This is a genomic window from Saccharothrix sp. S26 (genome assembly GCF_021390395.1).
Taxonomy (GTDB): domain Bacteria; phylum Actinomycetota; class Actinomycetes; order Mycobacteriales; family Pseudonocardiaceae; genus Actinosynnema.
In genome coordinates this window covers 286,129-309,379 of record NZ_JAJUWT010000012.1, presented here as the reverse complement: position 1 = coordinate 309,379, position 23,251 = coordinate 286,129, and the positions used below count along the sequence as shown (strand labels likewise).

General features: G+C 70.7%; 17 protein-coding genes and 2 pseudogenes. 8 read left to right on the top strand and 11 right to left on the bottom strand.

What is annotated here, in order from left to right; translation table 11 throughout:
- Positions 1–44: 44 nt before the first annotated feature.
- Complete coding sequence (locus LZG04_RS21535; RefSeq protein ID WP_233819582.1) at positions 45–1,595, bottom strand: cellulose binding domain-containing protein; 1,551 nt, start codon at positions 1,593–1,595, stop codon at positions 45–47.
- A gap of 405 nt (positions 1,596–2,000) precedes the next feature.
- Here LZG04_RS21535 and LZG04_RS21530 point away from each other — a divergent pair, with 405 nt between their 5' ends.
- The 4 genes from LZG04_RS21530 to LZG04_RS21515 all read left to right on the top strand — a co-directional run bounded on the left by LZG04_RS21530 (position 2,001) and on the right by LZG04_RS21515 (position 5,540).
- Positions 2,001–2,423 carry a nuclear transport factor 2 family protein gene (locus LZG04_RS21530; RefSeq protein WP_233819581.1) on the top strand — a complete coding sequence of 141 codons (423 nt, stop codon included), beginning with the start codon at positions 2,001–2,003 and terminating at the stop codon, positions 2,421–2,423.
- A gap of 91 nt (positions 2,424–2,514) precedes the next feature.
- On the top strand, positions 2,515–3,351 hold the full coding sequence (locus tag LZG04_RS21525) for an alpha/beta fold hydrolase (protein ID WP_233819580.1): 837 nt from the start codon (positions 2,515–2,517) through the stop codon (positions 3,349–3,351).
- Positions 3,344–3,910, top strand: a complete 567-nt coding sequence (locus LZG04_RS21520) for a TetR/AcrR family transcriptional regulator (RefSeq protein WP_233819578.1) — start codon at positions 3,344–3,346, stop codon at positions 3,908–3,910. Before LZG04_RS21525 ends, LZG04_RS21520 begins: the two co-directional genes overlap by 8 nt.
- A 425-nt stretch (positions 3,911–4,335) precedes the next feature.
- A protein-coding gene (locus tag LZG04_RS21515; protein ID WP_233819577.1) for an IS3 family transposase occupies positions 4,336–5,540 on the top strand; the annotation gives its coding sequence in 2 pieces (ribosomal slippage) (positions 4,336–4,624 and positions 4,624–5,540; 1,206 coding nt in all).
- Positions 5,541–6,138: 598 nt separating this feature from the next.
- Here LZG04_RS21515 and LZG04_RS21510 read toward each other — a convergent pair.
- The 3 genes from LZG04_RS21510 to LZG04_RS21500 are packed head-to-tail and all read right to left on the bottom strand — an operon-like array spanning position 6,139 to position 8,728.
- On the bottom strand, positions 6,139–6,747 hold the full coding sequence (locus tag LZG04_RS21510; RefSeq protein WP_233819576.1) for a hypothetical protein: 609 nt from the start codon (positions 6,745–6,747) through the stop codon (positions 6,139–6,141).
- Positions 6,744–7,994, bottom strand: coding sequence for a hypothetical protein (locus LZG04_RS21505; protein WP_233819575.1), 1,251 nt, complete (start codon positions 7,992–7,994; stop codon positions 6,744–6,746). Before LZG04_RS21505 ends, LZG04_RS21510 begins: the two co-directional genes overlap by 4 nt.
- Complete coding sequence (locus LZG04_RS21500; protein WP_233819574.1) at positions 7,991–8,728, bottom strand: ABC transporter ATP-binding protein; 738 nt, start codon at positions 8,726–8,728, stop codon at positions 7,991–7,993. Before LZG04_RS21500 ends, LZG04_RS21505 begins: the two co-directional genes overlap by 4 nt.
- Positions 8,729–9,076: 348 nt before the next feature.
- On the opposite strand from LZG04_RS21500, the gene LZG04_RS21495 reads away from it, so the two are divergent.
- Positions 9,077–9,523 (top strand): Rrf2 family transcriptional regulator, encoded by a 447-nt coding sequence (locus tag LZG04_RS21495; RefSeq protein ID WP_233819573.1) that lies wholly within the window; start codon positions 9,077–9,079, stop codon positions 9,521–9,523.
- A gap of 90 nt (positions 9,524–9,613) precedes the next feature.
- A complete protein-coding gene (locus LZG04_RS21490; RefSeq protein WP_233819572.1) occupies positions 9,614–11,056 on the top strand; it encodes an MFS transporter in 1,443 nt (480 codons plus the stop codon).
- 341 nt (positions 11,057–11,397) lie between these two features.
- Here LZG04_RS21490 and LZG04_RS21485 read toward each other — a convergent pair whose 3' ends face one another.
- Both LZG04_RS21485 and LZG04_RS21480 read right to left on the bottom strand, forming a co-directional pair.
- Positions 11,398–11,541, bottom strand: a complete 144-nt coding sequence (locus LZG04_RS21485; protein ID WP_233819570.1) for a hypothetical protein — start codon at positions 11,539–11,541, stop codon at positions 11,398–11,400.
- 12 nt (positions 11,542–11,553) lie between these two features.
- Positions 11,554–11,718, bottom strand: a complete 165-nt coding sequence (locus tag LZG04_RS21480; RefSeq protein ID WP_233819568.1) for a hypothetical protein — start codon at positions 11,716–11,718, stop codon at positions 11,554–11,556.
- 59 nt (positions 11,719–11,777) lie between these two features.
- Between LZG04_RS21480 and LZG04_RS21475 the strand changes: the two genes are divergently transcribed.
- Positions 11,778–12,623: a hypothetical protein gene (locus LZG04_RS21475; protein ID WP_308199217.1), complete on the top strand. Its 846-nt coding sequence runs from the start codon at positions 11,778–11,780 to the stop codon at positions 12,621–12,623.
- An 18-nt stretch (positions 12,624–12,641) separates the two neighbouring features.
- On the opposite strand, the gene LZG04_RS21470 is transcribed toward LZG04_RS21475, so the two are convergent.
- A protein-coding gene (locus tag LZG04_RS21470; RefSeq protein WP_374202845.1) for an IS5 family transposase occupies positions 12,642–13,507 on the bottom strand; the annotation gives its coding sequence in 2 pieces (ribosomal slippage) (positions 12,642–13,136 and positions 13,139–13,507; 864 coding nt in all).
- Between the two features lie 63 nt (positions 13,508–13,570).
- On the opposite strand from LZG04_RS21470, the pseudogene LZG04_RS21465 reads away from it, so the two are divergent.
- A pseudogene (locus LZG04_RS21465) lies at positions 13,571–13,879 on the top strand (RICIN domain-containing protein); the annotation flags it as partial.
- A 198-nt stretch (positions 13,880–14,077) separates the two neighbouring features.
- Here the strand turns inward: LZG04_RS21465 and LZG04_RS21460 are convergent.
- From LZG04_RS21460 to LZG04_RS21445, 4 genes and pseudogenes are all read right to left on the bottom strand, one after another.
- Positions 14,078–15,504 (bottom strand): annotated as a pseudogene (locus tag LZG04_RS21460) (glutamate decarboxylase).
- 27 nt (positions 15,505–15,531) lie between these two features.
- Positions 15,532–16,401: a class II glutamine amidotransferase gene (locus LZG04_RS21455; RefSeq protein WP_233819565.1), complete on the bottom strand. Its 870-nt coding sequence runs from the start codon at positions 16,399–16,401 to the stop codon at positions 15,532–15,534.
- A gap of 210 nt (positions 16,402–16,611) precedes the next feature.
- Positions 16,612–18,447: a rhamnogalacturonan lyase gene (locus tag LZG04_RS21450; RefSeq protein ID WP_233819564.1), complete on the bottom strand. Its 1,836-nt coding sequence runs from the start codon at positions 18,445–18,447 to the stop codon at positions 16,612–16,614.
- 253 nt (positions 18,448–18,700) lie between these two features.
- Positions 18,701–23,200 (bottom strand): family 43 glycosylhydrolase, encoded by a 4,500-nt coding sequence (locus tag LZG04_RS21445; RefSeq protein WP_233819563.1) that lies wholly within the window; start codon positions 23,198–23,200, stop codon positions 18,701–18,703.
- Positions 23,201–23,251 lie beyond the last annotated feature (51 nt).

The window sequence follows — 23,251 nt, the reverse complement described above, 5'->3', positions numbered from 1 at the left end:
GCTGTCGGGCACCGTTGCCCGGCAGCCGCCGCACGGGTCTGGGATCAGCAGGTGCCGTTCGACTCCTTCAAGCCGTTGTTGGCACCCGCCGTCTGTCCGACGATGGTCGGCACGCACTCGGCGCGGTCCAGGCTGTAGCTGTAGGGGATGCTCACCGTTGTGGTGGACTTGACGTCCGGCCCGGCGGGGTTGGTGTCGGTGCCGGGGGCCGACCAGGTCACGTTGTCGAAGATGTTGCCGCTGACCTGCCAGTAGCCGGCTTCGCTGGTGTAGAAGGTGCCCAGGACGTCCTTGGAGTTCTTGAAGTAGTTGTTGTCCACCTTCGCCTTGGCCCCGGCGCGGGAGTTGATGCCCGACTCGTTGAGGCTGACATAGTGGTTGTTGTAGACGTGCGCGATGCCGCCGCGCAGCAGCGGGGTGCGCGAGTCGATGTTCTGGTACAGGTTGTGGTGGAAGGTGACGAACCCGTTGGAACGGTCGCTCTCACTGGACCCGATCAGGCCGCCGCGACCGGAGTTGCGCAGGGTGCTGTAGGACAGGGTCACGTACTGCGTGTCGTCCTTCATGTCGAACAGGCCGTCGAAGCCCTCCGACTCGCCGCCCGACGCCAGCAGGTTGACGTGGTCCACCCAGATGTTGCGCACACCGCTCTCCATGCCGATGGCGTCACCGCCGTTGGACGTGGGGGAGCCGGACTTCTTGACGTTCTGGATGGTGACGTTGCGGATGATGATGTTGCGCGACTCGCGGATGTGGATGCCGAGCTGGTCGAACACGGCACCGGCCCCGACGCCGATGATCGTGACGTTGCTGATCTGCTTGAGCTCGATCACCCCGGCGGCGGTCGAGCAGCTGCTGCCCGAGACCTTGGCGGTGTTGCCGTGGTTGATCGTGCCCTCCACCTGGATGGTGATCGGGGTCGAGCTGCTGGCCCGGCTGCACAGGGCCTGGTGGATCTGGGTGCCCGTGGTGGCCCGGACCGTGGCCCCGCCTTGACCGCCGGTCGTCCCGCCGTTCTGCGACGCGAAGCCGGTCGCGGTGCCCGTGGGCGGGTTCGACGTCGTGGTGGTCGTCGTGGTGGTGGAGGTCGTCGTGCTCGTGGTCGACGTGGAAGTGGTCGTCGACGTGGAGGTGGACGTGGAGGTGGACGTGCCGGTGGTCTGACCGGTGCAGGCCACCCCGTTGAGCTTGAACGAGGTGGGCGCGGGGTTGGAGTCCGTCCACGAGCCGTTGAAGCCGGGCGTGACCGACGCGCCCGTGGCCAGCGAGCCGTTGTAGCTCGCGTTGCGCACCGTCACCGCGCTGCCGGACTGCGAGAACTCGCCGCCCCACAACTGCGTCACCCGCTGCCCGGCCGGGAACGACCACTCCAGCGTCCACCCCGACAGGGCGTCACCCAGGTTGGTCACGGTGACGTTGGCCCCGAAACCGCCCTGCCACTGGCTGGTCACCGTGTAGTCGACCCGGCACCCCGCGGCCGCGTTGGCCGCGGAACCCGCGGCCACCACCAGGCCGGCCGTCAGGGCCGCCACGGACACGGCCGCGGCAATACCGGCGGTCCGGCTTTTCGTGCGCTTGTCCATGCGCAGACTCATGCATCGCCTCCTTGCGAGCAGGACTGACCACAGCGATCCCCCGGTGGCACCGATCGCGCGACAACGGCGAAGAACTTCGATGACGACCCTGTCTGGGAGCGCTCCCAGCGAGCATTGCGCAGCCTTGCGAAACAAGCAACAAGATTCACGGTGATGAACGGACGAGCGTGTTCACCTGCGTGAACGCGGCCGTGGCCGGAGAACGGGCCAGGCCGCGGCACGCAATTCCGCATCTCTCGCGCGATCTGCGGAAGAAACGTTTCCGACGGGCCGCGATCTCGGGTCACCGGTGCATTTCCGCCAACGCGGACCATGCGTCGACCGGCCCGGATCACCCGGTCGTGCGAAGAGTCGCCCGCCCCGCACCACGCCAGACTGGGGCGACCGACCGTGAACGGAGGCGCCATGACGATCGACCCGCAGGAGGTCTACGGACGCTACCTCCGGGCCAGTGCGCTGGGCCGGGACGCCGACGCGCTCGCCGCCCTCTTCGCCGAGGACGGCGTGCTGGAGTCGCCGTTGCTCCCCGAGGGCCACGTCCACCCCAGGCGGATGGTGGGCCGGGAGGCCATCCGCACCGGGATGGCGGCTTACTACCGCCGGCCGGCGGGGGCGCGGGGCCCGGCCACCGAGGGTGCGGTCGACGTGGCCAAGTCCCGGTACGTGCTGCACCGGACCGACGACCCGGACGTGTTCATCGCCGAGGTCGACCCGGTGTTCGACGTGGCGGGCCGGAGCGTCGCCCTGTCGCTGGTGCAGATCTTCCGCCTGCGCGACGGCGAGATCGTGCTGTTGCGCGACTACTTCGCGCCCGACGCCATGGTGTGACGCCACGGCACGCGCACCGAGCGGGGTTGACACCCGAGGCTAACGGCATTAGCTTTTGAGCTACAGACGTTAACCGGATGGGGTGCTGGACATGACCGAGTTCCTGGAGCTGGACGGCGGACGACTCGCCTACGACGTGACCGGCGAGGGGCCGCTGATCGTGCTGGCCCACGGCATGGGCAACAACCGCGCCGCCTACCGCGACATGGCCGCCATGCTCGCCGAGGCCGGGTACCGGGTCGCCTCCGTCGACCAGCGCGGTCACGGCGAGTCCAGCGCCGACTGGGCCTCCTACACCCGCACCGACTCGGCGGAGGACCTGCTCGCCGTGGTCCGGCACCTGGGCGGTCCGGCCGTGCTCGTGGGCCACTCGTTCGCCGGCGGTTCCGTCGCCATCGCGGCCGCCCGCGCGCCCGAGCTGGTCACCGCGATCGTGCAGATCAGCCCGTTCACCCGGGTCCAGAAGATCGACTTCGGCGGCCTGTTCGGCAACGCCCGCTACCGCAAGGGCATGGCACTGCTGCTGGGCGCGGGGATGTTCCGCAGCGTCGGGCTCTGGCTGCGCTACCTCGACCACGCCTACCCCGGCGCCAAGCCCGAGCGCTTCGCCGAGCAGGTCGCCGCGATCGAGGCCGACCTGCGCCGACCCGGCCGGATGGCGGTGCTGGGTCGGATGGGGATGTCCGCGCCCGCGGACGCGGGTGCCGTGCTCGGCGACCTCCGCTGCCCCGCGCTGGTGGTCGAGGGGTCGCTGGACCCCGACTGGGTCGACCCCCGCGCCGAGGGTGAGGGTGTCGTGGCCGCCATGCCGGCGGGCCTGGGCCGGGTGGAGGTGGTCGAGGGCGCGGGTCACTACCCGCACGTGCAGTTCCCGGCCGAGGTCACCGCGGCGGTGCTGGCGTTCCTCGGGGCGGGTGCCCGTGGCTAGGGCCGCGCTCTCCGCCGCCGCGGTCGTCGACGTGGCGTTGCGCCTGGTGGACGAGGAGGGAGTCGGCGCCCTGACCCTGGCGGCGGTGGCCTCCCGGGCGGGCGTGGCGACGCCGTCGCTCTACAAGCACGTCCGCAACCTGGCCGAGCTGCGCGCCCTCATGTCCGCGCGGATCATGGACGAGCTGTCGGAGCGGATCGGGAGCGCCGTGCTGGGCCGCTCCGCCGACGAGGCGGTCCGCGCGCTCATGACGGCCTGGCGCGACTACGTGCTGGCGCACCCGCACCGCTACGCGGCGCTGGGCCAAGCGCCCGAACCGCGGGTCGCGGAGGCGGGGGAGAGGCTGATCGGCATCATGCTGGCCACCCTGCGCGCCTACGACCTGGACGACACCTCGGTCATCCACGCGGTCCGCTGCCTGCGCGCGGCCGTGCACGGCTTCGCGGTGCTGGAAGCGGAACGGGCGTTCCAACGGTCCGAGAAGCTGGACGAGACCTACGACATGCTGATCCGCATGGTGGTCGCCGGCCTCGCGACGGCAACCCCTCCCCGTCGGTGAACCGGGTGCGGGGACACCGCGCCAACTGACCACGACGTGCCGGTGAAGTCGGTGCTCTTGCCCAGCACGACGCCGCCGACGGGATGCGCGACGATCGGGCGGCTCGGCCGGTCGGGTGCCACCGGGCATGTACCGCGCGACGTGGCGGACGAGACCGTTCACCGCCTGCCTGGACGTCGCGTCGTAGTCGGCCTTCCAGCCCAGCTCGGTCCTGCCGTCCGCCGTCATCGTCCATTGTCCGAAGTGGTCGGACATGCCCATGCCGAGGCACACCAGGAACCCTGAACCCACCGAGAAAGGCATGGGGGAGTGCATCACGGTGGCCGTGCCGTCGGACTCGCGCACGAGACGGAACTTGACCCCGGATGTTGGACACCAGACACACTTGGACCTTGATGGTTCGGGTGGACAGGAGTCCCGTTCAGATGGTGATGAAGCACTACCCGCTGGAGTTCCGGGCCGAGGCGGTCGCGCTCTACCGGTGCCGACCCGGTGCGACGATCAAGTCGGTGGCCCAGGACCTGGGCGTCAACCACCAGACGCTGCGCAACTGGATCCGCCTCGACGACGCACAGCGCGCCGGGGCACCCGCCGCCACCGCCGCAAGCGCCTCGGTGCCGGTCTCGCCGGAGGACGAGAACGCCGTACTACGCAGGCGGGTCCGCGAGCTGGAAGAGGAACGTGACATCCTGCGCAAGGCGGCCCGGTATTTCGCGGGCGAGACGCGCTGGCGAACCGCTTCCAGTTCGTCGACGATCATCGGCGCCACCATGGCGTGGAGCGGTTGTGCCAGGTCATCGGCCTCGCCCGGTCCAGCTACTACCACTGGAAGGCCACCGCGTCGGACCGGGCGGTCCGCGCTGCGGACGACGCAAACCTGGCCGCCCGAATCCGCACCATCCACCTCGAGTCGGCGGGCACCTACGGCGTCCCGCGGATCACCGCCGAACTGCACGACACGGGGCAGGTGGTCAATCACAAGCGCGTCGCCCGGGTCATGCGCGAGGTCGGCCTGGCCGGGCTGCGGCTGCGCCGCCGGCACCGCACCACCACGGCCGACCCGACGACGGTCAAGGCCGCCGACCTGCTCGGACGCGACTTCACCGCCCAGGTGCCCAACACCCGCTACGTCGGCGACATCACCTACCTGCCGATCGCCGACGGCACCTTCCTCTACCTCGCGACCGTGATGGGCCTGTGCTCGCGCCGCCTGGTCGGCTGGGCCGTGGCCGACCACATGCGCACCGACCTCGTCCTCGACGCCCTGCACGCGGCCGAACGCACACGGGGCAGCCTGGCCGGGGCGATCTTCCACAGCGACCACGGAGCCCAATACGGCGCTTGGGCTTTCGCCGACGCCTGCCGCGCCGCCGGGGTCACCCGGTCCATGGGCGCGGTCGGTAGCTCCGCGGACAACGCCGCCGCCGAAAGCCTTAACGCCTCCTTCAAACGCAAGACGCTGCAAGCCGCCCTGAGTTGCGGCAGCGCAAGGGGAGCACGCCTGGCGGTGTTCGGCTGGGCACACCGCTACAACACCCGACGGCGCCACTCCCACCTCGGCCACATGTCCCCGATCGACTACGAGAACAGCCTGCTACCGACACCGGCTACGCTGACCCACGCCGCATAACCCCGTGTCCAACATCCGGGGCGAAGTCCCGACCGCCGGGGCCCGCCCTGTGGCGCGTCGATCGGCATCGAGGACGTCCTGATCATGGCCAGGTGATCCCGGTTGGAGCCCCAGCCCTTCCCGACGGACTCGTGCAGCCGTGCGCCGGTCTCGCGTGCGGCGACCAACAGCCGCGGTGTGCGGACCCCGGCCGCGAGGATCAGCCGGTCGCAGAGGAACACCAGGCGCTCGACGGCCGTTCCGCTCTCATCCAGGCGCCCGGCTGGGGATGCGTGCCGGTGCGACGTAGTGAAGCAGTCTGTTCATGACCGCGACGATGGTGACCGCATCACCGACGCCGTGGTGCCGCCTGAGGAGGACCGCGGCCCGGTCCTCCTCCTAGCCCGTGACGAGCGTGGCCGGCGGGCCCGCGCAACACCTGCGCGGAGAACTCCCCGGTCACCGGCGGAACCTCGGACATCTTCTCCGGCGTCGTTCGACCGAACACGGTCCTGCTGGCCATCGACCGTGTCACCAGGCGAGCAGGTCGAAATGCGCCCCGACCACGAACACCGCCAACGCCGGCGGCCTCAGCCACCGCAGCAGCCCGCAGCAAGGGCTATTCCTGAGCAGTCACCTCGTTGCGAGGGCCTCGGAGAACGAACAGCAGCACACCGGCGGCGCAGAGCACCAGTGCCACTGCGGTTGCCCTGCGTTCATCGGCGTCGGCGATCGCGAAGGCCCACCACTGTGCGCCGGCGCCTCCCTCGGCGGTGTGCCGCGGGCGTGTGCCGAACAGCAGGCAGCACATCAGGTAGAACAGCGGCAGCGTCCAGCTGCGGGTCGCTCCCGCGACCGAGGCGGTCACGAGCGCCAGTCCGGCCAATCCGGCGAGGTTGCGCAGCGCGACCGGGCTGTTCGGGATCAGCAGGCATGCCGCCACCGCCGTGGCCAGGATCGCGGTGATCAGTTCTGCCCGTTGTGCGACGGGTGAGCGTGGGATGACGTGGAACAGGGACGTCGGGGCCTTCGTGTGCAAACCGATCGCGCAGGCCAGGACCAGGGGCAGCAGTTGGGACAGCGGCACGTCGAGCCTGCGGACCTCGCCCAGCGACGGGATCGGCACGTACCGGCCTCCGACGACCAGACCGATCACCGCGACCAGGCCCGACGTGAGGGCCAGGGTGGGCCAGCGGTGCGCGCGCAACCACAGCCAGATGATCGTCACGGCAGTGCCGGCGGGGGAGTGGCGCAGTCGCCGTGCGCCAGCACGAGTGCGGCGTACCACGAGCGCTGCTGTTCGACGCCGCTGCTGGTGAGCCGGGTGAACCGTGCGGCCTCGGTTGGTGGCACCAGGGCCGTCGCGGGGACGTCGGGTCGGACGCGGTGGGTGAGCCAGGCGGTGAGCAGGACGTTCGCCTCCGCCGCCGGGTAGGGCCTGGATCCCCCTTCGACCACCGCACAGGAGGGAGGCTGCGGGACGAGACCCTGGGCGAGGGACATCACCAGGTCCGTCTCGGTCACCCCCGGCCGGGGCGGTCCGACGCGCTCGGCTTCCGAACCCGGTCGCAACCCCCACTCCAGGTACAGCTCCGGTGCCGGACCGAGGTCGGCGAACAGGGACCGGTACCGGGTGACGGCACCGAGCCAGACGTCCACGCCGGCGGCGTGTTCCGGCCACATGCACACCGTCACGCCGTCCCGCGTTCCGCATGCTTCGGCGGTCGCCTGGCGCGGCTCGGTCAACTGCCCACTGGTACTGCGGATGAGTGACACCCCGACAACGCCGACCGCGACGGCGAGCACCAGCAGCGGCGCGCCGTGCACCACCTTCGGCAGCGCCAGGACGGCCACCGCCGCGACCGCCAACGCGGCGATCCACAACCACTGCCCGACCACGGTGACCTGGACGGGTTGCGCCGCCGCCTCACAGCACTGCCGGTTGACCGCGCTGAGACGGGCCGTCAACGGATCGGTGCTGCTGGACCCGAACGCCAAACCGCTCCACACCACGACGGCTACGACGGGAGCCGCGAGGTAGCGAGGAAGATGACAGCCCGCGGCGGCACCGACCAAGGCCGCGGCGATGACGCACAACGGCCCCAACAACACGACAGACCAGTAAGGGAAACCTTGGACGCCGGCAGCCATGACGGCGAACGTGGTCGTCCAGCCCGCGAGACCGGCCAGCAGCGCGCCGACGCAGTTGACCAGCCGCCACGGCAGGGACGGACGGGGGTAGGTCCGGGTGAGCAGAGACGAGGTCGTGCGCCGGTCGCGGGAGGCGTCCCAGGCCGCGATCGCCGCGGTCAACGGGACGAGCAGCACGCCGTGCTGCTGCAACTGTCCCGAGGCCCACCCCCAGTCTGTGGACCAGCCGATGCCACGAGTACCCGCGAAGACACCGAGCGCGATCATCACCGGGACCGCGACGGGCGCGCTGCCGCGCCGCAGGACGATCAGCAGCGGTGTCACCGATCGTCCCCCGTCGTGACCAGCAGCTCGTAGGCCGCGTCGATCTCCGACGCGGTCTTGTTCCGGCCACCGGTCAATTCGTCGACGGTGCCGTCGAACCGGATCGTCCCCTCATCCAGCACCACCACGCGATCGGAGGTGGCGGCCACGTCCTCGGTCAGGTGCGTGCTCAGGACGACCGTCCGCCCCACACCCAACTCCGACACCAAGTCGCGCAATCCGCGACGCTGCCTCGGGTCCAGACCGACGGTCGGTTCGTCGAGCAGCAGCACACCGGGGCGGTTCACGATCGCTTGCGCGATCCCCACCCGACGATGCATCCCACCCGACAGTTGTGAAATCTTCGCGTCCCTTTGATGGGTGAGGTCGACGGCCCGCAGCGCCGCGTCCACCGCTGCTCGCCGCTCCCCGCGCGGCACGAGCCGCTGCCACGCGGTCAGCGCCAGGAACTCCGCCACGGTCAGGTTGCCGGGCAGGGTGAAACCCTGCGGCAGGAAACCGAGATTGCGCCGGTATGCCTTCCGGTTCCGGGCGCTGTCCACACCGTTGACGGTCACGGAACCGGACTGCGGCCTCAACGCCGTCGAGAGCAGGCCGAGCAGCGTGCTCTTCCCCGCGCCGTTGGGGCCGAGGACGGCGGTCACGCCGATGGGGAATTCGATGTGCACCTCGTGCAGTGCGGTCGCGTTGCCGTAACGGTGCGACACCCCCGTGACCCGCACAGTGTTGGTCACCGTTGTCGTCCTTTTCATGGCGAGTCGTGAGGACGACCGACTCTAGCGTGCCGCTGCGGGTGAAGTCCGAACCGAGGGTTCCGGGCTTGAACGACGACGTGAGCCTGGCCGCGGAGGGATTGGACGACGCCGTCCGCTGGCTCGGCCTGCCCTTGCACCACAAGTCCTCCGGGGCGCGGGCGACTTGAGGCGATGTCGGCCTCAATCGGTTGGGCCGAGTCCCCTGGGCTACCCGGTGCCACGACCGGGTGGCCGGGATTGACACCTCCGGAGAACTGTTACTAATCTCGTTGCAGTTCGACCGGAGGCGTTTCGGTCGGGCGTTTCCGGTCGAGGCGGGGTGTGGCGGTGGCGGTCAGCAGCAAGAGCGCGGTCGCGATCCACGCGCTCACGATGTTGGCGCGCTGGGACGACAAGTCGTTGACGTCGGCGGAGATTGCGGACAGCCTCAGGAGCAACCCGGTCCTGGTGCGGCGGATCCTGGGCAGCCTGCGGGTCGCCGGCCTGGTCTGGTCCACCGAGGGTCGCAACGGCGGCTGGTCGTTGGCGCGTCCCGCCGGCGAGATCACGCTCTACGACGCCTACGCCGCGCTCGAAGAGGGGCCGCTGCTGTCCTCTCACCCGCACCCGCCGAGCGCGGAGTGCGAGGTGGGGCGCAACATGCAGCGCCTGCTCGAGGTGGAGTTCCGCGACGCGGAGCGGGCCATGGCCCAGCGGCTCGGGCAGACGACGATCGCCGACCTGGTCCGCCAGGTGCTGGCGAGCGAGCGGGAACGGGCGCGGCGAGCGCACTAGCCGGTCGACGGCGGAGGCTCGGCCTCCGTTTCTTTTTTGCCCTAAATGTAACCATAGTGATTGCAGTAAGAAACGCGAAGGACGTCTCGCATGACTTCACCGTCGACAACGACCGAGCGGGCCGGGGCGCGCCTGGCGTTGCTGATGGCCGCGATCCTGGTCACGGTCACCGCCAGCGACATGGTCAACCTGATGCTGCCGGCCATCGGGGCCGAGTTCGACGCCACCGAGGCGGAACTCGCGTGGGTGGTCACCGGCTTCCTGCTGGTGTTCTCGGTCGGCATCCCGCTCTACGGGCGCGTCTCCGACCGGATGAGCCTGCGGCGCCTGTTCGTCTTCGCGCTGCTCGTCTACGCCGCCGGAAGCTTGGTCTGCGCGCTTGCCCCGAGCCTGTCCGTGCTGGTGGCGGGACGGATCATCACAGGCATCGGAGCCGCCGCCATCCCGGTGCTCTCGATCATCGCCGTCACCCGCCTGCTGCCGACCAAGAGGCGCGGTGTCGGTATCGGTGTGGTCTCCGCGGGTGCGGGGATCGGCACGGCGGCCGGTCCGGCGGTGGGCGGCGGGGTCGGTCAGCTGCTCGGCTGGCCCTCGCTCTTCTGGATCATGCTGGTGATCTCGCTGGTGCTGGTCCCGGCCGCGCTGCGCTTGCTCCCGGACGACACGCCGGTGGGCGGCGGCCGGATCGACGTCCCCGGCGGCATCCTCCTCGGCCTCGGCGCGGGCCTCGTCCTGTTCGGCATGACCCAGGCGCAGGTCTCCGGCTTCCCCGCCCCGTCGGCCTGGGGCAGCCTGCTGGCCGCGGTCGTGGCGCTGGTCCTGTTCGGGTGGCGCACCGCCCGCGTCGACCAGCCGTTCGTCCCGCCCGCGCTGTTCAAGAACCGCGTCTACCGCACCAGTGTCCTGGTCGCGTTCCTGGCCATGACCGTCAACCTCGGCGGCCTGGTGTTCGTCTCGCTGCTGGTGGTGGAGGTGAACGGCCTCGCCCCCGGTGAAGGCGCGTTGGTGATGATCCCGGCCGGGGCCGCCGTCGCTGCGCTCTCGCCGCTGATCGGCCGACTCGCCGACCGCGCCGGCGCGCGGCCGCTGGTGCTCACCGGGCTGTCCCTCATCTGGCTGTTCTCGCTGTTCCTGTCCACCTTCACCGGCGTTTCCTCGCCGATACCCGCCGGTGTCGGCATCCTCGGGCTCAGCATCGGTTTCATCCTGGTGATGACGACCCTGATCGGTGCGGCGGCGGGCGAACTGCCCGGCGAGCAGGTCGGTGTCGGCCTCGGCATCCTGCAGGGCGTCCAGTTCCTGGGCGCGGGCACCGGCCCGGCCGTGTTCGGCGTCCTGGTGTCGGCGCGGGAGCAAAGCGGTTCCACCGCCGTCAACCCGTTCTACAACGGGCACGAGGGCGCCGCGTACTCCGATGTCTTCCTCGCCATGGCCGTGGTCGTCGTGGTCACGCTGGTCGTCGCGTCGCGGATGCGCCCCGCGGCGGCACCCGCGAGCGAGGCCGAGGAACCGGACGCGCGGATCGTCCACTGAGGACATTCCGACGGGCAGCGGCGCAGCCGTCCGGCGACCGAAGACCAGTTCGCGAGCGACAGGGGACCGGCATGACCACGCAAGGACGGATTTCCCGTGCGAGAACAAAGATCGCGCCTGGCCCTGACCGGGGTTGCTGGGGCGCTTCGTCGGCCTGCGGCTCGCGGTGCCGTTCGAGGACGTCGAGTGCCGCACCGAGTCGCGGCGACCCGGGAACTGGGGCGGCGCGGGTACCACGTGGTAGTGAACTACCGCGAGAACACGGCCGACGAGGTGGTCCGCGACATCGAGGAAGCGGGCGGTTCCGCCGAGGCGCAGCAGGCCGACCTCTGCGACGACGGTCAGGTCGCCGACCCGGTCCACGTCCGCATCGAAGTGCTGATCTGCAACGCCAACACGGTCGCGTTCGGCACGGTGAAGACCGACGCGACGGCCGGGGCGCTCCACGCGGAGCTGAGCCGGTGCACGGGCACGAACGGGTTCAAGCCGCTGGCCGACTACATCCACACCGCGGGGCTGAAGTTCGGCGTGCACCTGATGCGGGGGATCCCGCGCCAGGTGGTGGCCGACAACCTCCCGGTGCCGGGCACGAACTGCCGGGCCAACGAGATCGAGAACAGCACGACCGCGGCGCGGCTGAACCTCAACTGGGGCCTGGACATGGCCAACCCATGCGCCCAGGCGTACCTGGACGCCCAGTTCAAGCTGTTGGCCTCGTGGGGTGTGGACTACGTCAAGGTGGACGACATCGCCGCGCCGACCTACCGGCAGGCCGAGGTCGAGGGCTACAAGCTGGCGATCCAGCGCAGCGGTCGGCCGATGGTGCCCAGCCTGTCGCCCGGACCGACGTCGACCGCCAACGGCTCGCACGTGGCGGGTCGTGAACGACCTGTGGGACAACTGGGGTGCGCTGGATGCCTTGTTCGAGCGGTTGCACGCGTGGACGCCGTACCGCGCGGTGGGTGCGTGGCCGGACCCGGACATGATCCCGATCGGGCGGCTGTCCCAGCAGGGGCCGGTCGGGTCGCCGCGCTACTCGAACCTGACCGCCGACGAGCAGCGCACGCTGATGACCCTGTGGTCGATCACCCGGTCGCCGATGATGTGGGGCGGTGACCTGACGCAGAACCGGGCGTCCGAGCTGGCGCTGATGAACAACGCCGCCGTGCTGGCCGTGGACCAGCACAGCCGGAGCAACCGGCAGCTCTACAGCGGCACGGGCACGGTGTGGACCGCCGACGCGCCCAGCGGCACCGACAAGTACGTCGCGCTGTTCAACCGGGGTGGCGGGACGGCGAACGTCTCGGTCCCGCTCGCGGACCTCGGGATGAGTTCCGCGACGGTCACCGACCTGTGGTCGGGTGCGAGCCTCGGCACGGTCAGCGGCACCCTTTCCCGCTCACTGCCCTCGCACGGTTCCGGGCTGTACCGGCTCACCACGCAGGGCACCGTGCCGACGCCGACCGATCAGACGCTGACCGCCCGGCACAGCGGCAAGCTCGCCGACGTGTTCAACGCGTCGACCGCCGACGGCGCGGACGTGGTGCAGTGGGGCTCCAACGGCTAGGTCGTGTCCTGTAATTCGTTATCGCAGCCAGAGGATGATGGCGGCGATGGTGAGTTCGGCTTGGTAGTAGGCGGCTCGTTTGGCGTAGCGGGTGGCCAGGCCGCGGAACTGCTTGAGCCGGTTGAAGCAGCGTTCGACCACGTTGCGCTGCTTGTAGCGTTCGGTGTCGAAGGCCGGTGGCCGCCCGCCGCGTGAGCCCAGGGCCGCGCGGTGGGCGATCTGGTCGGTGCGTTCCGGGCAGGTGAACGCGATGCGGCGGGTTCGTAGTGCCTGTCTGGTCGACTTGTGCGAGTAGGCCTTGTCCGCGATGACCGCGTCGGGTCGGACGCGGGGGTGTCCCGGCCCGACGCGGGCGACGCGGATGCCGTCCAGCAGCGGCAGCAGTTGCGGGTTGTCCCCGGCCTGGCCGGGTGTGATCAGGATGCGCATCGGCAGGCCGCGTCCGTCGACCGCGAGGTGGATCTTGGTGGTCAGTCCGCCCCGGGACCGGCCGAGGCCTTCCCCGTCGACGGCGAGGGCCTCGATCCCGGCGGCGCATCCCCCTTTTTCCGGGCCCCGGCGGCGTGCTGGTGGGCCCGGACGACACTGGAGTCGACGCTGACGATCCACTCCAGCTCGCCGACGGAGTCGTCCTTGACGATCACCCGATCGAGGATTCGCTGCCAGGTGCCGTCCGCGGTCCAGGTCCGCAGCCGTTCGTGGGCGGTCTTCCAGGGCCCGTAGCGTTCGGGCAGGTCGCGCCATGGTGCGCCGGTACGCAGCTTCCACAGGATCGCGTTGATCACCTGCCGGTGATCGCGCCACCGGCGGCCACGCCCGGACACCGGTAACAGCGGCTCGATCGCCGCCCACGCCCGATCGGTCAGTTCACCACGGCCCACCATGCACCAGACCTACCAGACGCCCTGATCACCGGCTTACAGGACACCGCCTAGGCCAACCAGCGCTGGCGGTTCCGCGAGGTGGGCGGCGGCTACTACAACGTCGTCAACGTGGGCAGCGGGAAGTGCCTGGACGTGTACGGCGGCGACTCGGCCACCGGCGACGGCGTGCGCGTGGTCCAGTGGACCTGTGGTTCCGGCGCGAACCAGCGGTGGCGGTCCGAGGACGCCGGTGGTGGGTACGTGCGGCTGGTCGCGCGGCACAGCGGCAAGTGCCTGGACGTGCTCGACGCCGGGACGAACGACGGCGCGAAGCTCGTCCAGTGGACCTGCGGCGGTGGCACCAACCAGCAGTGGCAGCGCAAGAACGTCTAGTGCTCCCGGGCCGCGGTGAGCCCGCGGGACGGTCGGCAGCCGGTCGACGTCGGGACGGCTGCCGACCACCCGGGACGCGGGTTCACGGGGACTCGGATGCTCGATCCGATCCATCGGGCTGTCCGCGTCTTCGGGCGCTGCGCCAGTCGCAGCTTCCGGCCGAGGGACTGCGGTGTCCCGCCGAGCTCGTCGGCGAGTTCAGTGAGCGGGCTGGTGGTGGGTGCGGGCGGTGTCGGCGCCGTGGGAGAACGACGCCGACTCCTGGCCGCGTCGCGGTCCGCCCTGCGCGCGCAGCCGGGGGAGGGCGCGGCGGAGGGCGTCGAGCAGCAGGTCGGCCAGGTCGTGGCTGAAGCCGTTGCGGACCACGACCCGCAGCACGGCCAGGTCCTCCCGGTGCGCGGGGAAGGTGTAGGCCGGGACCAGCCAACCCTGCTCGCGCAACGCGGCGGAGACGTCGTAGACCGAGTAACCGGTCTCGCCGTCGGCCAGGGTGAAGGCGAACACCGGCAGCTGCCGCCCGTCGGTGAGCAGCCGGAACGCGCCGAGGCCCGCGATGCGGCCGGCGAGGTCGGCGGCGACGTCGCGGCAGTACCGCTGCACGCGCCGGTAGCCGTCGTACCCCAGCCGCAGGAAGTTGTAGTACTGGGCGACGACCTGCGCGCCGGGCCGGGAGAAGTTCAGCGCGAACGTCGGCATCTCGCCACCGAGGTAGTTGACCTTGAAGACCAGGTCCTCGGGCAACGCGTCGGCGTCGCGCCACACCACCCAACCGACGCCGGGGTACACCAAGCCGTACTTGTGACCGGAGGTGTTGATCGAAGCGACCCTGGGCAGCGGAAGTCCCACTCCAGCTCCGGGTCGCAGAAGGGGGCGATCATCGCGCCGGACGCGCCGTCGACGTGCACGGGGACGTCCCAGCCGAGCTCGGCGTGCAAGCGGTCGAGCGCCGCGCAGATGTCGGCGACGGGCTCGTAGCTGCCGTCGAACGTGGACCCAAGCACCGCGACCACGCCGATGGTGTTCTCGTCGCAGCGCCGCACCGCTTCCTCGGCGGAGAGGTGGAAGCGGTCGCCCTCCATCGGAACCAGGCGTGCTTCGACGTCCCAGTAGTCGGCGAACTTCTCCCAGCAGACCTGCACGTTGACGCCCATCACGAGGTTGGGTCGGTCGGTGGGCGCGCCCTCGGCGCGGCGGCGGTGCTGCCAGCGCCGCTTCAGGGCCAGCCCGGCGAGCATGCACGCCTCGCTGGAACCGGTGGTGGAGCAACCGGTGGCGTGGTCGGGGTCGGCCGCGTGCCACAGGTCGGCCAGGATGCGGACGCAACGCTGCTCCAGGTCGGCCGTGCGCGGGTACTCGTCCTTGTCGATCATGTTCTTGTCGGCGCACTCGGCCATCAGCACCCGTGCCGTCGGCTCCATCCAGGTGGTCACGAACGTGGCCAGGTTCAGCCGGGCGTTGCCGTCGAGCATCAGCTCGTCGTGCACGACCTGGTAGGCGGTGTCGGCGTCCACCCCGTCCTCGGCGAGCCGGTTGCGCGGTATCCGCACCGGCTCGCCCAGGACCGGGTTGACCGCGACGTCGCGCCGGCCGGTGTCGTTCGCGTCGGAGGGGTGGTCGAGGGGCACGGTCGGGCCTTTCGGGGGAGGAGTCGGTCAGCTGCCCGTCTGGGACGCCGCCGCGTGGGCGTCGAGCTGGTCCAGGGTCAACCGGTGACGCGGTGGGCCGTCGACCGCCGTGCGCCGCGTGACGTGCAACCGGTTGTCGACGTGCAGCAGCTCGCCGGGACGCAGCTCCTGCCAACCGGGGTCCTCGTCCATCCGCTCGCTGGCCACCACGACCGCCGGGCAGTCGGACAACGCACCCGCGCGCGCCCGGACCCGCCCCGCCGTGCTGGCGTGGTCCAGGTGCCGCCCGCCGTGCGGACCGCCCGCCGCGCGTTCGAGGACGTACAGGTCGTGCGTGTCGGGGTAGCGCAACGCCCACAGCTCGTCCGGCGTGGTCAGCACCAGGTTGAGCGCGTACACCGGCAGGTGGTCGGCCACCCATCGCGCGGCCGCGACGATGCCCGCGCCGATGTCGCCGGAACAGGCGTCCACGTGCCGGGTGACCAGCGCGAAGAACCGCTCCGAGTCGGTGTCCCCGGCGACGAGGTCGCGGTACCGCCCCAGCTCGGCCTCCAGCGCCGGCAGGTCCCCGATCACCCCGTTGTGCGCGAACAACCGGCCGTGCTGCTCGAACGGGTGAGTGTTGCGCGGGTCGAGGCCACCGGTGGAGGCGTAGCGGATGTGCGCGAGGAACGTCGTGGAGTCACGCCGCTTGGCCTCCTGGGCGAACCGCTGGTCCTGGTAGGCCGCCAGCGGCTGCTTGTCCACCTGCGGCGTGCCGTCCTCGGCGAACACGCCCAGCCCCGTGCCGTCGGGCTCGCGCCTGCTCTGCTCCGACAGGCTGTCCGGGGCTTCCAGCAGCCAGAACGTGGCCCGCACCCGCCTCGGTGCGGCCGTCAGGCCGAACAACCGGCACATTCCGCCCTCCGCGTGGCCGCGTTCCCGTCCGCGGTGTGTACCCGGAGCGTCCCCGGGCAACCGTCGCCCGGCGCGATGTCACCGGGACGGGTCGGGCACGTGGTGCCGTCGCCCTGTCGGGAGACCGACGGCACCACGTGCCTCAGCCCCGGCCTCGCACCGGGCGGTCGTGCCGGCCCCGAGCGACCGGCGGGAAGGTCGTGCGCCCGGCTACGGCGTGGCGAAGCTCGCGTGGGGCGGCTGGTTGTAGGCGGTGTTCTGCCAGGCGACCGCCAGGCGGTACTGGCGGTCCTGCATCAGCGACGGGCGGCTGATGCTCGTCGGGTCGGTGGTCGAGTAGATCCGCAGCGCCCGGTTGTCGCCGGTGCGCCAGATGACCTCTTCCCGCCAGTCGCCGAGGATGTCGGCCTGGAGCACCGGGGTGGACTTGGTGCCGTTGTTGGACACCACCCCGGACCCGGTCAGCAGGACGGTGTCACCGCCGGTGCCGTACTTGGAGATCTGCGTGCCGTCCAGCAGCTCGCGCTGGGCGTCGCCGTCCCACCAGATCACGAAGTTCTGCGAACCCGGCTTGCGGGACGCGACCTGGTTGCCGTTGGCGGCGCTGCGCAACCCGGCGACCGACGACGACCAGATCTCCGCGCCGGGGCTGCCCGCCCACACGTCCGCGGCCACCCCGCGACCGGTGTCGCAGCCGCACGACGGCGCGCGGTAGAGGAACTGGCCGGTGCGCGCGTCGTGCACGTCCATCGCCGGCGAGCTGGTCCACTCGTGGACGGTGAACACCTCGAGACCGGGCCTGCTCGGCGCGAGGTCGCCGACGTGCAGCGCGTCACCGTGACCCAGGCCGGTGCTGTACATCAACGCACCGTTGTCGTCGATGGTCGCCGAGCCGTAGACGATCTCGTCGCGGCCGTCCGCGTCCACGTCGGCGACCGACAGGTTGTGGTTGCCCTGCCCGTACGCACCGCCACCGCCGGAGTCGTAGGTCCACCGCCGGGTCAGCTGACCGTTGCGGAAGTCCCACGCCACGACCACCGCGCGGGTGTAGTAGCCGCGCGCCATGATGATGCTCGGCCGCGAACCGTCCACATAGGCCGTCGCCGCCAGGAACCGGTCCGCGCGGTTGCCGTAGTTGTCGCCCCAGTCCGAGACGTTGCCGCGCGCCGGCACGTAGTTCTCGGTGTCGAGGATCGCGCCGTCACTGCCGCGGAAGACGGTCAGGAACTCCGGGCCGGACAGCACGTACCCGCTGGAGTTGCGGTAGTCGGCGCTCGCGTTGCCGATCACCTGGCCGGTGCCGGAACGGGTCCCGTCGGCGGTCTTCACGGCCACCTCGGCCCTGCCGTCACCGTCGTAGTCGAACACCTGGAACTGCGTGTAATGCGCGCCCGAGCGGATGTTGCGGCCCAGGTCGATGCGCCACAGCCGGGTGCCGTCCAGCTCGTAGGCGTCGAGGATCGTGTTGCCCGTGTAGCCGGACTGCGAGTTGTCCTTGGCGTTGGTGGGCTGCCACTTCAGCACGATCTCGTACTGCCCGTCGCCGTCCAGGTCGCCGACGCTGCCGTCGTTGGCCTCGTAGGTGAAGCTGCCCGACGGCGTCGAACCACCGGCCGGGACCTGCAACGGCACGTCCCTGGTGGCGGCGGTGACGCCCAGGCCCGCCTCGCTCCGGGCCGACATCCCCAGCGACCGCTCCGCCGAGGCGGTGCCCGGCTGCTCGACGCCGTTCACCACCGGGCGGATCGCGTAGGTGCTGGTCGCGGACGCACCGCGGTCCTGGAAGTTCGTCCGGGTGATGGGGCTGGACGTCACCTTCGTGCCGTCGCGGTAGACGTTGAAGGCCGTACCCGGCGCGTCGCCGACCGACAACCTCCAGCTGAGGAAGTTGCCGGTACCGGTGTGGACGCTGATGAGGCCGCGATCCAGCCTCTCGACCTGCGGGGCGCCGGGCGCGGCTCCCGCGCTCGGGTACGCCACGGCCCCTGCGACGAGGACCGAGGACGTCGTGACCAGCAGCGCACGTATCAACGTTGATCTGTGCATGCGGAGTTCCGTTCGTCGGAGTTGTGCTTCTTCCCACGGCGGCGGACGGTGGCGGAGGTGAGGCAGTCGGGTGCGGACTGTGAACGTGCACAGTATCTCGCCGCATCACGCCTGTAAATACGGCGATCTCGGTTGGATGCACTGCACAAACAGGCCAAAAAACACTGTGCACGTTCCCACGAACAGGCTGCAGCCAGCCCCCGAAGCGAGGATTCGGGGGCCGTCTCCGGTCAGCCTGCCGGTACCTCGGCGCTCAGATCTGGTACTTCAGCTCCGCCGCGATGGTCCGCAGCCTGGCCCGCACCTCCTCGTCGCGCACGTGCTTCGACAGCCGGTCGAGGTTGTCCAGGGCGGGCGAAGCGACCTGGGGCAGGCCCGCCACCAGCGCGGTCTCGGCCAGGGTCAGGTGCAGTTGGGCGAGCAGCGCCACGATCGGGGTGATCCGGCCCGCCCGCTCGAACCGCGCGATCTCCGCCTTGGCCTGCGGGTAGGTCAACGGCTCGACCGCCAGCGCCCGGACCTCGCTCCAGATGAGGTTGACGCCCTGGGCGCGGTACTCGACCGTGTGACGGCCCTTGCCGACCGTGATCGGGCCCTGGTACTTGGTCCACGCGCCACCGTCGACCCGGTGCTCGATGGCCGCCACACCCGGGCCGCCGGTCAGCGTGACCGTGCCGAGGCTCACCGCCGTGGTGATCGGGCCGCCGGTGTAGGTCAGCGGCTCGACGCTCTCCAACGTCGGCACGACCTTGCGGATCGAACCGTCGGCCTCGAAGTGCAGCCGGTCGATGGTGGTCTCGCGGTGCGTGCCGTCGCCGCCCGGGATGGCGAACCGGTGGTAGGCGATGTACCAGTCGTCGGTGCCGGGCACCTGGACGATCGAGTGGTGGCCGGTGCCGAGGATGCCGTTGCCGGTGTCCTTGGTGAGGATCTCGCCGCGCGAGGTCCACGGCCCGGTCGGGCTCGGGCCGGTGGCGTAGCCGACCCGGTAGTTCTCACTGCGGGTGTCGTCGATCGACCACGACAGGTAGTACACGCCGGCCCGCTTGTTCAGGAACAGGCCCTCGCGGAAGTCCTTCAGCCCGCTCGGGGTCTTCTCGGTGCTCTTGTCCAGCGACACCATGTCCGGGTTGAGCTGGGCGACGTGCGGTGTGCCGTTGCCCCACAACAGGTAGCTGCGCCCGTCGTCGTCGGTGAACACCGCCGGGTCGATCTGCTGGGCGTTGCCGTAGTCGGCCTTGTCCACCAGCGGCCTGCCGAGCGGCTCGGTGAACGGCCCGAGGGGCGAGTCGGCCACCGCCACGCCGATGTTCTGGTCGGCGGAGAAGTAGAAGTAGTACTTGCCGTCCTTCTCGATCGCGGTCGGGGCCCACGCCCGCGACTCCGCCCACGACACGTCCGGGCCCAGGTCGAGGATCGTGCCGTGCTCGGTCCAGTCGACCAGGTTCTTCGACGACCACACCTTGAACGACGAGCTGCTCCAACCGGGGAACCCGTCGGTCGTGGCGTAGATGTAGTACGTGTCGCCGAACCGCACGACGTTCGGGTCGGCGTTGAAGCCGGGCAGCACGGGCGAGCGCATCGGCACCGCCCGCACGGCCCACTGCCGGGCCGTGCCGTCCTTCGCGGTGACCGTCACCGTGACCGGCTTCGAGTAGTCCCGCGGACCGGTCGGGGCGACCGTCGAGCCCGACGCCACGACGAACTGCGGCGCGAGGGCCTTCAGGCCGGTGCCGGGGCGCACCGGCAGCACGACGGTGCCGGCGGCGGGGTCGATCCGCGGGTCGACCTTCAGGCTGTCCAGCCGGACCCCGATGATCCCGGTGGTGTTGCCGCTCAGCGTCGCCACCTCCTCGGCCGAGAGCGCCTTGGCGTACAGGGAGAAGTCGCGCACCTGGCCCTTGAGGTACTTGTCGGCGGAGTACAGCGACCGGCCGAGGTAGTTGGCGGTCGTGCGGCCGCCGCCGATGTCGCCCGGGTCGACGGTGACCCCGGTCCTGGTGCCGACCAGCACGCCGTCGAGGTAGACCTTGGCGGTGTCGGACCGGTCCAGCGTGTAGGTCAGGTTCCGCCAGCCGCCGCGCGGCACCGCCGACCCGGAGGTGACGGTCTGCTCACCGGTCCAGTTGCCCGTCGAGATGGACGACCGGTAGTCGTCACCGGTGGTGAACAGGTACCCGTCGCCCGCCGAGCCGGACGAGTTCCCCAGGCCCCAGATGAAGTACGGCGTCGCCTGGCCCGGGTCGATGTCCACGTCCAGCGACACGGTGATCTCGTCCAGCCCGGCCATGATGTCGTCCGGCAGTCGCACGTGACCGTTGCCGCCACCCAGCCGCAACGCGCCGTCCGCCCAGGAGGTGTCCCCGGACAGGGTGCCGTGGTGGCCGTTGCCGGACGTGTCGGTCGCCTGGGTGCCGCTGGTCTGGTCAAGGGGGTAGTGGGCGACCAGTCCGTTGGCGTCGCGCTTGACCGGCTCCGGCGGCACGGGGCCGCCCAGCGCCTTCAGCAGCGCGGTGTGCTCGGCCGCGGTGACCGGGACGACCGTGCCGTGCCGGGGGCCGGCGGGCAGGTCGAACGCGGGCGGTACGCGCCACTGGGGCGCGTCGAGGCTCGTCGTGCCGAGCGGGATGTAGCCGCGGCCGCCGTACTCGTCGACGAACAGGTAGTACGGATAGCCGGACTTGTCGCCCGGGTTGGCCTTGAACACCGTCGGGCCCTCGACCGCGGACGTGCCCGCGTCCCGGCCGATGCAGCCCTGCTGGAACGCCCACGCGGGCGCGCCGGGCAGGTCGACCGCGGTCAGCGAGGTCGCCTTCTCCTGGATGATGTCCGAGCAGCCGGTGCCGCCCGCGCCCTCGTCCTTGGTGAACCGGTAGTAGAGCCCGTCGTCCTTGATCACCGTGGAGTCGATCCGCGACGACCCGCGGTCCTGCCAGATCTTCGGCTCGCTGAACGTCGTGAAGTCGCGCGTGGTGGCGTAGAGCATCCGGTTGTAGGTGTTGCCGGTGTGCTGCGGGTCGTTCTCCGCGTACAGCTTGGACGCCCAGAACACCACGTACTGCTTGGTGGTGTCGTCCCAGTAGGCCTCCGGGGCCCACGTGTTGCCCGCGGTGGGCGGGGAGATCTTCACGTGCCGCTGCTCGGACCAGGTGATCAGGTCCGTCGACTCCCACACCTCCAGGTACAGGCTGCCCTGGCGCTGCGCCCGGTCCCAGTTGCCGTCCCGGCCGATGGACAGGTCGGTGGCGATCAGGAAGAACCGGTCGCCCTCGGGGGAGCGGATCAGGAACGGGTCGCGCAGGCCCTGCGTGCCCTTGGTGGACGTCAGCACGGGAGCGCCGTTGTTGAGCTCGTCCCACTGCAGGGCGTTGTTGCCGCGGCTGGCGGCGAAGTAGATCTTCTCTCCGGCGACCGAGTTGCCGGTGAAGTACGCGAACGCGTAGCCCGCGTACGGCTCAGCCTTGGGCAGCCGGCGCACGGTCAGGTCGAACGTCCGGGTGACCGTCGCGGTGCCCGCGGTGACGGTCGCGGTGAGGCGGACCGCCGTGTCGCCCGCGTCGTTGGCGGGCCGCGTCACGACCCCGTCCGGCGCGACGACGGAGGGCGCGGACGACGACCACGTCACGGAGGCGTTGTTCAGGCCCGTGGTGGGCAGGGTGAGGTGTCCGCGCACGTCATCGGCGTGCACCACGTTCAGCGCCGACGCGGCCTCCTCCGCCCTGGACCGGTCGCCCGGCAGGGGCGGCACGGTGGCGCGGAAGGCCTTCTGCGTGGTCGAGTCGCCCCGGGACAGCGTCGCGGTGAGGGTGACCGCCACGGGTTCGGCGTCCGGCGCGGGCCGCGTGACCTTGCCGTCGGCCGCGATCACGGCCGGGTTGTCGGACGCCCAGGTGACGGTCGAGCCGTACGCCGCCTTGCCGGGCAGCGCCAGGTCGGCGGTCACGGCGGACAGGTCGCCGAGCGCGAGGTCGGCGGCGTCGTGCCGCACCCGTTCGGCGTCACCGAGCGCGATGGTGGCGACCTCGGCGTCGGTGAGCGCCCGGTTGTAGATCCGGAAGTTCTTGACCTTGCCGCGCAGGGTGTTGTCGGCGGCGTAGTTCGACTCGCCGAGCACGTTGACGGTGGTCGTGCCGTTGCCGATCTGTCCGGGCTGGACGGTCACCGCGGTGTTGCGCCCGACGGCGACCCCGTCCTCGTACAGGGTGCCGGTCGTGCCGGTCTGGGTGTAGGTCACCGACTTCCACGCACCCCGTTCGAGCCTGCCGCCGGAGGACCGCGCGGTCACCTGCTCGCCGGACCAGTTGGTCTTCGACGCGGCCGCCCGGAACGCGTCGCCGCCGGCGAACAGGTAACCGTTGCCCGTCGACGAGGTCGCCGGGTTGCCCAGGCCCCAGATGAAGTACGGCGTGGCCTGCGCGGGATCGACCAGCACGTCCACCGACACGGTGATCGAGGACAACCCGGCGATGACGTTGTTCGGGATCTTGACGTGGTCGTCCACGCCGTCGAGCCCGAGGCCCCCGGCACCGGACCACGTGCCGCCGGCCAGGGTGCCGTCCCGTCCGTTGCCGGAGCTGTCCACGACGACCGAGCCCGAGGTCTGGTCCAGGTCGTAACGCAGCACGAGCCCGTCCGTGACGTCCTCCGCCGCCGCGGCCGACTGCGGTACGGCCACCGTCGACCAGCACAGCGCCACGGCCACGCCCGCGGCCAGTCGTCGGAACTTCGGTCTCTGACGGGCAAAGCGCAGCATGCGGTCCTCGCTACGTCGCGACTGTGTTAGCGCTAACATCCGGAGTGTGAT

Coding starts and splice junctions, on each gene's coding strand:
- LZG04_RS21450 (WP_233819564.1), bottom strand. CDS start 18,447: ATGCACAGATCAACGTTGATACGTGCGCTGCTGGTCACGACGTCCTCG.
- LZG04_RS21455 (WP_233819565.1), bottom strand. CDS start 16,401: ATGTGCCGGTTGTTCGGCCTGACGGCCGCACCGAGGCGGGTGCGGGCC.
- LZG04_RS21530 (WP_233819581.1), top strand. CDS start 2,001: ATGACGATCGACCCGCAGGAGGTCTACGGACGCTACCTCCGGGCCAGT.
- LZG04_RS21525 (WP_233819580.1), top strand. CDS start 2,515: ATGACCGAGTTCCTGGAGCTGGACGGCGGACGACTCGCCTACGACGTG.
- LZG04_RS21490 (WP_233819572.1), top strand. CDS start 9,614: ATGACTTCACCGTCGACAACGACCGAGCGGGCCGGGGCGCGCCTGGCG.
- LZG04_RS21480 (WP_233819568.1), bottom strand. CDS start 11,718: ATGTCCAGGCCCCAGTTGAGGTTCAGCCGCGCCGCGGTCGTGCTGTTC.
- LZG04_RS21535 (WP_233819582.1), bottom strand. CDS start 1,595: ATGAGTCTGCGCATGGACAAGCGCACGAAAAGCCGGACCGCCGGTATT.
- LZG04_RS21445 (WP_233819563.1), bottom strand. CDS start 23,200: ATGCTGCGCTTTGCCCGTCAGAGACCGAAGTTCCGACGACTGGCCGCG.